General features: G+C 25.8%; 11 protein-coding genes. 9 read left to right on the forward strand and 2 right to left on the reverse strand.

The window, feature by feature from the left end:
• The first annotated feature begins 441 nt into the window (after positions 1 to 441).
• The 3 genes from tal (at position 442) to dapE (ending at position 4,637) form a co-directional block, all read left to right on the forward strand.
• Positions 442 to 1,392 (forward strand): transaldolase, encoded by a 951-nt coding sequence (gene tal / locus D9V79_RS00290; RefSeq protein WP_158351572.1) that lies wholly within the window; start codon positions 442 to 444, stop codon positions 1,390 to 1,392.
• Between the two features lie 38 nt (positions 1,393 to 1,430).
• Positions 1,431 to 3,437, forward strand: coding sequence for a transketolase (gene tkt, locus D9V79_RS00295; protein WP_158351574.1), 2,007 nt, complete (start codon positions 1,431 to 1,433; stop codon positions 3,435 to 3,437).
• Positions 3,438 to 3,506: 69 nt separating this feature from the next.
• Positions 3,507 to 4,637, forward strand: a complete 1,131-nt coding sequence (gene dapE / locus D9V79_RS00300; protein WP_158351576.1) for a succinyl-diaminopimelate desuccinylase — start codon at positions 3,507 to 3,509, stop codon at positions 4,635 to 4,637.
• Positions 4,638 to 4,729: 92 nt separating this feature from the next.
• Here dapE and dapA read toward each other — a convergent pair whose 3' ends face one another.
• Positions 4,730 to 5,611: a 4-hydroxy-tetrahydrodipicolinate synthase gene (gene dapA / locus D9V79_RS00305; RefSeq protein ID WP_158351578.1), complete on the reverse strand. Its 882-nt coding sequence runs from the start codon at positions 5,609 to 5,611 to the stop codon at positions 4,730 to 4,732.
• Between the two features lie 252 nt (positions 5,612 to 5,863).
• Positions 5,864 to 6,934 (reverse strand): chorismate synthase, encoded by a 1,071-nt coding sequence (gene aroC, locus D9V79_RS00310; RefSeq protein ID WP_158351580.1) that lies wholly within the window; start codon positions 6,932 to 6,934, stop codon positions 5,864 to 5,866.
• Between the two features lie 139 nt (positions 6,935 to 7,073).
• Between aroC and smrB the strand changes: the two genes are divergently transcribed.
• From smrB to hisH, 6 genes are all read left to right on the forward strand, one after another.
• Positions 7,074 to 7,613 carry an endonuclease SmrB gene (gene smrB, locus D9V79_RS00315; protein WP_158351582.1) on the forward strand — a complete coding sequence of 180 codons (540 nt, stop codon included), beginning with the start codon at positions 7,074 to 7,076 and terminating at the stop codon, positions 7,611 to 7,613.
• A 218-nt stretch (positions 7,614 to 7,831) separates the two neighbouring features.
• Complete coding sequence (gene hisG, locus D9V79_RS00320) at positions 7,832 to 8,734, forward strand: ATP phosphoribosyltransferase (protein ID WP_158351584.1); 903 nt, start codon at positions 7,832 to 7,834, stop codon at positions 8,732 to 8,734.
• A gap of 4 nt (positions 8,735 to 8,738) precedes the next feature.
• The gene (gene hisD, locus D9V79_RS00325) at positions 8,739 to 10,049 is read left to right on the forward strand and encodes a histidinol dehydrogenase (RefSeq protein WP_158351587.1); all 1,311 of its coding nucleotides are present in this window, start codon (positions 8,739 to 8,741) and stop codon (positions 10,047 to 10,049) included.
• Positions 10,039 to 11,106 carry a histidinol-phosphate transaminase gene (gene hisC, locus D9V79_RS00330; RefSeq protein ID WP_158351589.1) on the forward strand — a complete coding sequence of 356 codons (1,068 nt, stop codon included), beginning with the start codon at positions 10,039 to 10,041 and terminating at the stop codon, positions 11,104 to 11,106. Before hisD ends, hisC begins: the two co-directional genes overlap by 11 nt.
• A gap of 39 nt (positions 11,107 to 11,145) precedes the next feature.
• Positions 11,146 to 12,213 (forward strand): bifunctional histidinol-phosphatase/imidazoleglycerol-phosphate dehydratase HisB, encoded by a 1,068-nt coding sequence (gene hisB / locus D9V79_RS00335; RefSeq protein ID WP_158351591.1) that lies wholly within the window; start codon positions 11,146 to 11,148, stop codon positions 12,211 to 12,213.
• 1 nt (position 12,214) lies between these two features.
• On the forward strand, positions 12,215 to 12,805 hold the full coding sequence (hisH, locus tag D9V79_RS00340) for an imidazole glycerol phosphate synthase subunit HisH (protein WP_158351593.1): 591 nt from the start codon (positions 12,215 to 12,217) through the stop codon (positions 12,803 to 12,805).
• Positions 12,806 to 12,808: the final 3 nt, after the last annotated feature.

Genomic DNA, 12,808 nt, shown 5'->3' on the forward strand with positions numbered 1-12,808 from the left:
ATTTATTTTATAATATATTTTATACATTGAATATATTACATATTATATTTATTTTTGGATTTATAATTTTAATTTATTATATAATTTTAATTTTATAGAATAAGTAATATATTATATTATTTATCAATTTGAGAATTATGTTTAATTTTTATTTTTTAATATATTATAAAAGTGATTTCTTTTAATAAAAAAGTATGTTATAATAATTTTATGAATTAATTATATGTTTTTATGTAAAGTAGTAAAATAATCTTAAATCAAAAATGTATTTTTTATATAACTGAAAATAATATAATAAATTTTTTATTGGTTTATTATGTTATTAATATCAATTTTTATATAATATATGATATTATATTTTACATTTAGTATATTATATGATTATAATATGTAAATTTGAAAATTATTAAATAAAATGAATTATTATTCTATAGGATCAAAATGAATCAGTTATCACAGTTAAAACAATTTACTACAGTAGTTGCAGATACTGGAAATATTAATATGATCTGTAAATATAAACCATATGATGCAACAACGAATCCTTCGTTAATTTTGAAAATTATACATTTACCTGATTATAAGAAATTAATTATTGATGCTATTATATATGCGAAAAAAAAAGGTGGTTCTAAAAAAAATAAAATTATTAATGCCAGTGATAAAGTATTAGTAAATATTGGTATAGAAATTTTAAAACATATACCTGGAAAAGTTTCTAGTGAACTTGATGCTCGTTTATCGTTTAATAAAGATGCTTGTATTGAAAAAGCTTATAAGATTATTACTATGTATGAAGAAGAAGGTATTAGTCGTTCAAGAATATTAATTAAATTAGCTTCTACATGGGAATGTGTTCAAGCTGCAAAGGAATTAAAAAAAGATAATATTAATTGTAATTTAACACTATTATTTTCATTAGCTCAAGCTAAAATATGTGCAGATTCTGAAGTTTTTTTAATTTCTCCTTTTGTTGGTAGAATTTACGATTGGTATTATGAACATCAATATATTAAAACATATAATGTCGATCATGATCCAGGAGTATTATCATTAAAAAAAATATATGATTATTATAAAAAATATAATTATAAAACCATTATAATGGGTGCTAGTTTTCGTAATATTCAACAAATTATAGCTTTATCAGGTTGTGATTGTTTAACAATTTCTCCAAATTTATTAGAAGAGTTACAACAACTTAATACAAATATAATAAGAAATTTAATTCCTTCTACACAGATTTTAGAAAAACCTAATATTTTAGGTGAATTTGATTTTAGATGGCAACATAATCAAGATGTTATGGCTGTAGAAAAATTATCTAGTGGTATTAATCAATTTAGTCATGATCAGCAGCAGTTAGAAAATATATTGAATACTGTAATATAAATGTTTTTTAATTTTATTTCATTGAGGAGAAAATTATTATGTGTTTACGTAAACAGTTAGCTAATGCTGTACGAATTTTAAGTATAGATGCTGTTCAACAAGCTAATTCTGGACATCCAGGCGCTCCAATGGGTATGGCGGATGTAGCGGAAGTATTATGGAGAAGTTTTTTAAAACATAATCCTTGTAATCCATATTGGGATAATCGGGACCGTTTTGTGTTATCTAATGGTCACGCATCTATGTTATTATATAGTGTATTACATTTAACAGGTTATGATATTACGATAGATGATATAAAAGATTTTAGACAATTATATTCTAAAACACCCGGTCATCCAGAATTAGAATATACTCCTGGAGTAGAAATTACAACTGGACCTTTAGGACAAGGATTAGCTTCTGCAGTAGGTATGGCAATTGCTGAACGGATACTTTCAGCTTATTTTAATCGTATAAATTATAATATTGTTGATCATTATACGTGGGTTTTTGTAGGTGATGGATGTTTAATGGAGGGTATTTCTCATGAAGTTTGTTCATTAGCTGGATCTCTGAAGTTAGGAAAACTGATTGTGTTTTATGATAATAATGGGATTTCTATTGATGGTAATATATGTGATTGGTTTAATGATGATACTGCACAGCGATTTAAAGCATATAATTGGCATGTGTTAGATTCCATAAATGGTCATGATGCAGATGCTATTTTTAACGCTATTTATATTGCGCAGCAAGTTTCAGATAAACCGTCTATTATTATTTGTAATACAATTATTGGTTTTGGATCACCTAATAAATCAGGAACAGCTAATGCTCATGGTTCTCCATTAGGAGTAGAAGAAATTAATTTATCTAGACAGAAATTACAATGGAAATATCCTCCTTTTTATATTCCAGATGATATTTATAGGCAATGGGATGCTCGTGATAAAGGTAAGAAGTTAGAAAAGGAATGGAATATGCTTTTTAATAATTATAAAACACATTATCCTAATTTAGCTGATGAATATATGCGTCGTATGTCAGGGATGTTACCAATTGATTGGTCTACACAAATCAATAATTTTATTCAAAAAATTCAAGATAGTCATTTTAATATAGCTACAAGACAATCATCTCAAAATATATTAGAATATTTAGGTAAATTATTACCAGAATTATTAGGTGGTTCAGCAGATTTAACTCCTAGTAATTTAACCAAATGGTCTGGTTCATATTCTATTAAAAATACGCAATCTGGAAATTATATTCATTATGGTGTACGTGAGTTTGGTATGACTGCAATAGCTAACGGTATATCGAATCATGGAGGTTTTATTCCTTATACATCAACATTTTTAGTATTTTCTGATTATGCTAAGAATGCTATACGTATGGCTGCATTAATGAAAACCAGGCATGTTTTAATATATACACATGATTCTATTGGTTTAGGAGAAGATGGTCCTACACATCAACCTATAGAACAATTGTCAAGTTTACGTTCTATACCAAATATGAGTGTTTGGAGACCTAGTGATACTTTAGAAACTGTAATTGCTTGGAAATATGCTATAGAAAGATATAAAGGTCCAACAGCATTAATATTATCACGTCAAAATTTATTAACGTTGAAACGTACTTTAAAACAAGTAAAAGATGTGTCTCGGGGTGGATATATATTACGTGATTCTAAAAAAAAAATTGATATTATTTTAATATCTACAGGATCTGAAGTAGAATTAACATTATTATCTGCGGAACAAATTGAAAAAATAGGATATGGTGTGCGAGTAGTATCTATGCCTTCTGTTGATATTTTTGAAAGTCAAGAACGTGCTTATCGAGAATTTGTATTACCTAATTCCGTATTTTGTCGAATTGCTGTCGAGGCAGGTAAATCTGATTATTGGTATAAATATGTTGGATTATATGGTTGTGTAATTGGTATAGATGTTTTTGGAGAATCAGCTCCATCTGAAAAATTATTTAAAGTTTTTGGTTTCACAATAGATAATATAGTGACAAAAGCTAAAAAATTATTAAGTAAAAGGTTAAAATAATAATTATAATATTAATTATTATACATTATTTTACGTATTATAATATATATTAATTTTAAGGAATACAATATGTATTGTTGTCCTGTATTAAATTTGGCAAAACAGTTAATTTCTATTCCTTCTGTAAGTCCTTTAGATTTGGGGTGTCAGAATATTATTGCTAGTAGGTTATCTAAAATGGGTTTTAATATTTCATTTTTAAAACATCAAAAAACTAATAATTTTTGGGCTTATAAAGGTCATGGTATTACATTATCTTTTGCAGGACATACTGATGTTGTATCTTCTGGAAATAATAAATTATGGAATTCTTGTCCTTTTATACCTGTTATCAAAAATGGATATTTATTTGGTCGCGGTGTTTCTGATATGAAAGGAGCAATAGCGGCTATGATTATAGCTGCAGAAAGATTTATTACTTATCGTCCTAATTACTCTGGTAGATTATCATTTTTAATTACTTCTGATGAAGAATCTCATGCACAAGATGGTACTATACGTATTATAGAATATTTGAAGATTATTTGTGAACGTATTAATTTTTGTATTATTGGTGAACCTACGAGTGATAAAGTACTTGGGGATGTAGTGAAAATTGGACGTCGAGGTTCATTAAATGTAGATTTATTTGTTTATGGATTACAAGGACATGTAGCATATCCTCAACTTACAGGTAATGTTATACATAATGTTTTACCTTTTTTAAATGCGCTTATTGCATATAAATGGAGTCAAGGTAATAAAAATTTTTTACCTACTACAATACAAATTTCTAATATACATTCTGGGTTAGGTAATGATAATGTAATTCCGGGGGAATTATATATTTGCTTGAATTTTAGGTTTGGAACAGATATTTCAGTACAAGATATTCAAAACAAAATGATATCATTATTGTCAAAGTATCGTATAAAATATACATTAAAGTGGAGATTGTCAGGTCATCCTTTTTTGACACATTCAAAACATTTAGTTCATGTTGTTCATCAAACTATACGAGATATTAATCATATTAATCCTATGTTTTCAACTTCGGGTGGTACATCTGATGGACGTTTTATTAAAGATGTTTCTGAAGATTTAATTGAATTAGGTTTATTAAATAATACTATTCATGCAATTAATGAATGTACGAAAGTATACGATTTGCAATTATTAAGTTTAATGTATGAAGATATTATGAAAAAAATATTATTTTAAATACAGAATTTATGCATTATCAGAGTATCAGATATGATACTCTGGTGCAAATAATTAATTTGTATTCAGTTATTTTATATGTTAGTTTATTATTATTTTATTATGTTTGATTGTTTTAGTGCTAAAGATAATGTATGTTTGTTTTTCATTGACAAAGTTGTTAAAGGTAATCTTAATGTTTTATTGTTGATCATTCCTAGTTTCCATGCAGCCCATTTAATAGGTATTGGATTGGGTTCTAAAAATAATGATTCATGTATTGACATTAATTTTTGATTTATTATTCTTGCGTTAATAAAGTCTTTTTTTAATGCTAAGGAACACATATTGGACATATCTTTTGCTGCTATATTTGCGGTAACAGATATTACACCTTGACCACCAAGTTGCATAAAATCTAAAGCAGTTAAGTCATCTCCACTAAGTAAAGTAAAATCTTTATTTACATATTGTTTAATTTGATGTACTCTAGCAAGATTTCCAGTAGCTTCTTTAATTCCTATAATATTTTTCAGTTTTGATAATTTAATTACTGTTTTTGGAAGCATATCACAACCTGTTCTACTAGGTACATTATATAATATTTGAGGAATATTGGTACTTTCTGAAATAGCTTTAAAATGTTGATATAATCCTTTTTGTGTAGGTTTATTATAATATGGTACTACTGTTAAGCAACCACAAATTCCTGATTTTTCAAATTTTTTTGTCAATATAATAGCTTCTGAAGTTGAATTAGCACCGGTTCCAGCTATTATTGGTATTTTCCCATCTGATAATTCTAAAGTAAGTAAAACTGTATTAACATGTTCGTTTTTATTTAGGGTTGCTGATTCTCCTGTAGTTCCTACAGAAACTATAGCTGTGGTATTATTTTGAATGTGATATTGTATGATATTTTTTAAACTATTTTTACAAATTTTACCTTTTTCATCCATTGGTGTGATTAATGCAACAATACTTCCTTTAAACATTTTATTCTCCTAAAAAAATTGATTTTATGATTTTTTATTCTTATAGAATCAATTTTTTAGTTTTAATATAATCAAAGATTATTTAAGTATATATTTTTATATTATTTATTTAAATTATATATTTATAATTTGATTGCATTAATGAATTATTATAGTACATAGTATTTATTATAAAAATTAAATGATTTTCAACTTTAAAATTTTATTTGTTTGTGATATATTATATTAACATGGATATAATAATAAATTATTTTATATTTTTATTTTACCACATTGGGCTTGAAAACGTAATACATGATCCATTAAAGTAATTGATACCATTGCTTCTGCTATTGGAACTGCTCGAATACCGATACAAGGATCATGACGTCCTTTAACTTGTATTATTGTTTCTTTTTTATCATTTGTAATTGTATTGATAGGTATATTAATACTAGAAGTTGGTTTAATTGCAATTCTTGTAATGATATTCTCTCCATTGCTAATACCTCCTAATATACCTCCAGCATGATTACTTTTGAAACCATTTACATCCATAGCATCTCGACTCATACTACCTAATTGTTGTATTACGGCAAATCCATCTCCTATTTCTACGCCTTTTACTGCATTGATACTCATTAAAGAATGAGCTAAATCTGCATCTAATCTATCAAATACTGGTTCTCCTAATCCAATAGGAATATTTTCTGCAATTACTGTTATTGAAGACCCTATAGAATTTCCAGTTTTTTTTAAATATTTAATTTTTTTTTTTAACTTATCTATATCGTTTTCATTTGGGCAAAAAAATGGGTTTTTATTCACTTGAGTCCATGATTGAAATTGACATACAATTGATCCTAACTGTGAAAGATATCCTCTAATTTTTATTTTATGTATATCTTTTAAATATTTTTTTGCAATTGCTCCAGCTGCTACTCGCATGACTGTTTCTCTAGCAGATGATCTTCCTCCTCCCCGATAATCTCTGATTCCGTATTTCATTTGATATGTATAATCAGCGTGTCCTGGGCGAAATACATTTTTTAAATTGTTGTAATCTTGTGATCGTTGATCAGTATTTTTAATAGTTAATCCGATGCTAGTACCAGTTGTTATGCCATCAAATATTCCAGATAATATTTCTATTTTATCTGGTTCTCGTCTAGGGGTTGTATATGGAGAAGAACCTGGTTTTCTACGGTTTAATTCATTTTGTATATCTTGATGATTTATTTTAATTCCAGGAGGCATACCATCAATAATGCAACCTAATTTTAATCCGTGTGATTCACCAAAAGTGTGCACACGAAAAATTTTTCCTATTGTATTACCAGCCATTTTTTCCTCATTTAGATTTTTTAAAAAAATATAAAATTTATTTATAAATAATTGTTTTACATTTTTAAAATATCATTTAATATTATAAGATTATTATTCAAGAATTTTAATGTTAAATTTTATTACGGTACTGTAAATTATGGAACAGAAAAATATTTTATATTCTCCAGAAGATGTTTTATATTTTTATGAAAGTATATTAGGAGTTGTAAAAATAAAACAAGATACTATTTTCCATATTCCATGTTATGAAAAAAATAAAATAGAGTATAATATTAGAAAATTAATATATCAACGAGATATACATATTTATTTTTTTGATCATAATTTTTCTTATAGTTTTGTTAGAAGTTATCCTGTTTCTTATGTTCAGAGTCATTTATTTAATGCAGAACTGAAAAAATTAAAAGACAGGAAATATATTCCTGAGATTGGGATTGATTTACATGGTTTAAGTCAATATCATGCACAAATAAAATTAAGTGAAGGGATTATTTTATGTCATAAAAAAAATATTTCTTGTTTTTCTGTTACTCATGGTCATGGAAAGAATATTTTAAAATTTCAAGTTCCGATTTGGTTATCCAAACATCCTGCAGTAATAGCGTTTTATCAAGTTCCTAATTTTTTTGGACATAATACTACTTTATTAGTTTTAATACGACATATAATGTATTAAGATGTTATATTATTATTTAAATAGTTTTTGATATAATAATTATATATATGTTTTAAATGTACATATATTTTATAAATATGTTAGTTTTTTCAATGTATATTAGGTTTTATTTATAAGTTTATATAAATTATTTATTATTTAATTTTTATAAATATTTATTTTTATAGGTTAAACTATAATTTTTATGATTATTTTAGTAATAATATTTAGGCAATATAATGTTTAATAAAAATAGATTACGTATTGCTATGCAAAATAAAGGTCGTTTAAGTCAAGATTCTATTCAATTATTAATACAATGTGGTATTAAAATTAATTTAAAAAAACAACAATTAATTTCTTTTTCTGAAAATATGCCTATTGATGTGATGCGAGTTAGAGATGATGACATTCCTGGTTTAGTTATGGATAAAGTGGTTGATTTAGGTATTGTAGGTGAAAATGTTTTACAAGAAGAAAAATTAAAACGTCAATCGAGATTAGAAAAGTGTTTTTATACTATTCTTCAACATTTAGATTTTGGTATATGCCGTTTATCACTTTCGATACCTTATCGTCATAAGTATATTGGAATACAAAGTTTTAAAAATTCTTGCATTGCAACTTCTTATCCTTTTTTGTTAAGAAAATATTTTAATGATCAAGGAATAAATTTTAAATTTTTTATATTAAATGGATCTGTAGAAGTTGCTCCTGGAGTTGGTTTATCTAATGCTATCTGTGATTTAATTTCTACTGGTGCAACTTTGGAAGAAAATAGATTACAAGAAGTAGAAGTTATTCATTCTTCTCGAGCTTGTCTAATATCACAATTTGGTGGATATGTTAATAATGAAAAAATAATACTTATTAATAAATTGATAACTCGAATTAAAGGTGTTATAAAAGCTCGAGGGTCGAAATATATTATGTTACATGCTCCATCTTCTAAGTTAGAAGAAGTAATAACTTTATTACAAGGCGCAGAACGTCCTACAATATCTAAATTAGCAGGAGATACAAATAAAGTAGCTATGCATATGGTTAGTAGCGAAACATTATTTTGGGAAACTATGGAAAAATTGAAAGCTTTAGGTGCAAGTTCTATTTTAGTATTACCTATAGAAAAAATGATGGAGTAAAATGATGTTATTAGAAAATAAAATAATTTACTGGAATGATTTAAATAGTATACAACAAAAAAATATGTTGCTTCGACCAAATATACAACGTAATCATGTTAAACAAGTAGTGAAAGACATTATATCAGATGTACGTAATTTACGAGATGAAGCATTACAGAAATATACTAATAAATTTGATAATGTTCAGTTGGATAGTTTTAAAGTTTCTCAGGATAGAATTAATAAATCAGAATTTTTAGTAGATGAAGAATTTAAAAAATCAGTATTATTATCGTTTAAAAATATTTATAAATTTCATTCTAAACAAAATATGAATATGATAGATATCAATATTCAGACAGGAATACGTTGTCAACAAATTGTTTTACCTATTGAATCAATTGGGTTATATGTTCCTGGTGGAGTATCTCCTTTGTTTTCTACTGTTTTAATGTTATCTATACCAGCTGTTATTGCAGGTTGTAAAAATATTATATTATGTTCTCCTCCACCTATTGTGAATGAAATATTATATGTTGCTAAAATGTGTGGTATTAACAATATATTTGAAATTGGTGGTGCACAATCAATTGCTGCTCTTGCTTTTGGAACAGAAACAATTCCTAAAGTTAATAAAATTTTTGGTCCAGGGAATGTATATGTTACAGAAGCTAAGTTACAGTTAAATCAATTATTAACAGATTTGTCTATTGATATGACTGCAGGTCCATCGGAATTAGTAGTTATTGCAGATCATTCTGCTAATCCTATTTTTATTGCTTCTGATTTACTATCTCAATTGGAGCATGGGTATGATACTCAGGTAATGTTATTAACTTGTAATCATATGATAGCAGAAAAAGTATTAACGGAAATGAATAAGCAAATATTAAATTTATCTAGGAAATCTATTATTTTGAGTGCATTAGAAAATAGTCGATTTATTGTTACAAATAACTTAATAGATTGTATTGGTATATCAAATTCTTATGCACCGGAGCATTTAAGTATTCAGACAGAGAATTCTCGGTACATACTGAGTAAGGTGTTGAATGCTGGATCAATTTTTTTAGGTCATTGGTCTCCAGAAGCAGTAGGAGATTATATTTCTGGACCTAATCATGTATTACCAACATATGGTAGTGCTATTGTTTCATCTGGATTAAGTGTGTTAGATTTTCAAAAACGTATTAGTGTACAAGAATTAACATCTGTTGGTTTAAAAAGTGTTTCTCATGCTGTCATGTGTTTATCTATGGTTGAGAAAATGGATGCACATAGTAATGCTATAATACAACGTATGAATTTTATTAAGAATCGTTATGAAGATTAGTATTAAAAATTTATCTCGTAAAAATATTTTGTTATTTCAAGAATATCAATCAGCGAGAAAAATTGGAGGTATAGGAGATATTTGGTTAAATGCTAATGAATGTCCGATAGGATTATTTTTTAATTTACGTAATTTTTGTTTTAATCGTTATCCTGAATGTCAACCTAAAAGTTTAATTTTAAAATATTCAAAATATTCTCAAATTCCTGATAAAAATATTTTAGTTACTAGAGGTTCTGATGAAGCAATTGAATTATTAATTAAAACGTTTTGTTCTCCTAAAAAGGATAATATTATTACTTTTCCTCCTACATATTCTATGTATTCTAAAATTGCAGAAATTTATGGTGTTAATAATAAGCAAATACCTATTTTATTTGATAAAAAATTAGATATATTAAATATTAAGTTACATTTAAACAATGTAAAATTAATATATATTTGTAGACCGAATAATCCTACTGGTCATATAATTAATAAATTTGATATTATTCGTTTATTACAAATAACTACACATAAATGTTTAGTTGTTATAGATGAAGCATATATTGAATTTTGTTATGAATATAATTTATCACATTTATTGTTAGAATTTTCTCATTTGGTTATTTTAAGAACATTATCTAAATCTTTTGGTTTAGCAGGACTTAGGTGTGGTTTTACTTTAGCACATAGTGATGTTATTGGTTTATTACGTAAAGTAATCACTCCGTATCCTTTAGCTTCTCCTGTTATAGATATAGCATCTCAAGCTTTAAGTCATAAATATATTCATGTTATGTATAAAAAAGTATTTGTTTTAAATCAAAATAAGTTATGGTTGTTAGATCAGTTAAGTAAATTACATATAGTAAAGAAAATTTTTGAGAGTAAATCAAATTTTATATTAGTTAAATTTTTTTCTTCTCTTAATATATTTAAAACATTATGGGATAAAGGTATTATTGTTAGGAATCAAGATCATGAATATGGATTAAATCAATGTATTCGTATATCTATTGGAACTAAACAAGAGTGTTTTCATTTAATACAAGTATTAAAAAGAATATATAATTGAGAATATAATAAGTCAGTTTATTAAAGAAGGATTTTTTTTGTGCAAGACAAAATATTATTTATTGATCGTGATGGAACATTGATTGAAGAACCGTCTGATAATTTACAAGTTGATCGAATAGATAAATTAGTATTTGAACCTAATGTTATTGTTGTATTAAAAAAATTAATACAATTAAATTTTAAATTAGTAATGATTAGTAATCAAGATGGTCTTTATACTGCTACTTTTCCGTATAGTACATTTATTATTCCTCATAAATTTATGTTAGATGTATTTTTTTCACAAGGTGTGATGTTTGATTATATATTAATTTGTCCACATGTATATAATGATTTTTGTTTTTGTCGTAAACCTAATACTGGTTTGTTGACTCCGTGGATTGTTCATAATACATTTGATAAAAATCATAGTTATGTAATTGGAGATCGTATTACAGATATTTATTTAGCCAAAAATTTAGGTATTCAGGGAATATTATATCAAAGAAAACAATTGAATTGGAATGATATTTACAATATTTTATGTAATAAAAATAGATATATAAAAGTTTTTCGAAATACTCGAGAAACAAAAATTATTGTTGAATTATGGTTAGATAAATTAGGGAAAAATAAAATTGATACTGGAATTAATTTTTTAAATCATATGTTAGAGCAAATTGCAATTCATGCAAATATTATTGTGCATATATATGTTGACGGTGATATTCATATTGATGATCATCATATTATTGAAGATCTTGGTATTGTTTTGGGTAATGCAATTCGTCAATCTTTAGGTAATAAATTAGGAATTAATAGATTTGGGTATTATGTTCCTATGGATGAAAGTGTAGGATATTGTCTTTTAGATTTATCAGGACGATCATATTTAAAATTTATAGGTAAATTCAATCGTCAGTTTGTAGGGGATTTAAATACAGATATGGTGGAACATTTTTTTAGATCTTTATCATGTTCTATGAAAAGTACTATTCATTTAGTAAGCACTGGTACGAATGATCATCATCAAATTGAAAGTTTATTTAAATCTTTTGGACGTGCTTTACGAAAAGCTATTAATATTACCAGTATACAATTACCGACTTCAAAAGGTGTTTTGTAAAATGAATATAGTAATATTAGATACGAATTGTGCTAATTTATTATCTGTTAAATTATCAATTCAAAAATTAGGATATAACCCAATAGTTACAGATGATTTGGATAAAATTGTCAATGCTGATAAGTTATTAATTCCAGGAGTTGGTAGCTCTAAAGCAATTATGAAACAATTAAAATTAAAAAAATTGGTTAATGTTATTAAACATTTATTGTGTCCTGTTTTAGGGATATGTTTAGGTATGCAATTGTTATCTACATTTAGTGAAGAATCTTGTGGAATAAAAATGATAGGTATTATGAATACATATGTGTCATTATTAAATGTAGATACATTACCATTACCTCATACTGGATGGAATCAGGTGATATTTTGTAAAAAACATTATTTATTTACAGGTATTCAATCAAAATCATGGTTTTATTTTAATCATAGTTATTCTATTGCTATTAATAAATATACTATTGCAGAAACATATTATGGTTTTTATTTTAGTTCGATAGTGCAAAAAAATAATTTTATAGGTGTTCAATTTCATCCAGAAAAATCTGGTGTAGTAGGTTCAAGGTTATTGTTAAATTTCTTAGAGAATTAATAT

Origin of the sequence: Buchnera aphidicola (Stegophylla sp.) (genome assembly GCF_005080785.1) — a bacterium.
Taxonomy (GTDB): Bacteria; Pseudomonadota; Gammaproteobacteria; order Enterobacterales; family Enterobacteriaceae; genus Buchnera_L; species Buchnera_L aphidicola_AQ.

What these genes read in the sequence shown, in the direction of transcription:
- hisC (WP_158351589.1), top strand. Translation starts at nt 10,039, where the DNA reads ATGAAGATTAGTATTAAAAATTTATCTCGTAAAAATATTTTGTTATTT.
- hisG (WP_158351584.1), top strand. Translation starts at nt 7,832, where the DNA reads ATGTTTAATAAAAATAGATTACGTATTGCTATGCAAAATAAAGGTCGT.
- aroC (WP_158351580.1), bottom strand. Translation starts at nt 6,934, where the DNA reads ATGGCTGGTAATACAATAGGAAAAATTTTTCGTGTGCACACTTTTGGT.
- dapE (WP_158351576.1), top strand. Translation starts at nt 3,507, where the DNA reads ATGTATTGTTGTCCTGTATTAAATTTGGCAAAACAGTTAATTTCTATT.
- smrB (WP_158351582.1), top strand. Translation starts at nt 7,074, where the DNA reads ATGGAACAGAAAAATATTTTATATTCTCCAGAAGATGTTTTATATTTT.
- tkt (WP_158351574.1), top strand. Translation starts at nt 1,431, where the DNA reads ATGTGTTTACGTAAACAGTTAGCTAATGCTGTACGAATTTTAAGTATA.
- tal (WP_158351572.1), top strand. Translation starts at nt 442, where the DNA reads ATGAATCAGTTATCACAGTTAAAACAATTTACTACAGTAGTTGCAGAT.
- hisD (WP_158351587.1), top strand. Translation starts at nt 8,739, where the DNA reads ATGTTATTAGAAAATAAAATAATTTACTGGAATGATTTAAATAGTATA.
- dapA (WP_158351578.1), bottom strand. Translation starts at nt 5,611, where the DNA reads ATGTTTAAAGGAAGTATTGTTGCATTAATCACACCAATGGATGAAAAA.
- hisH (WP_158351593.1), top strand. Translation starts at nt 12,215, where the DNA reads ATGAATATAGTAATATTAGATACGAATTGTGCTAATTTATTATCTGTT.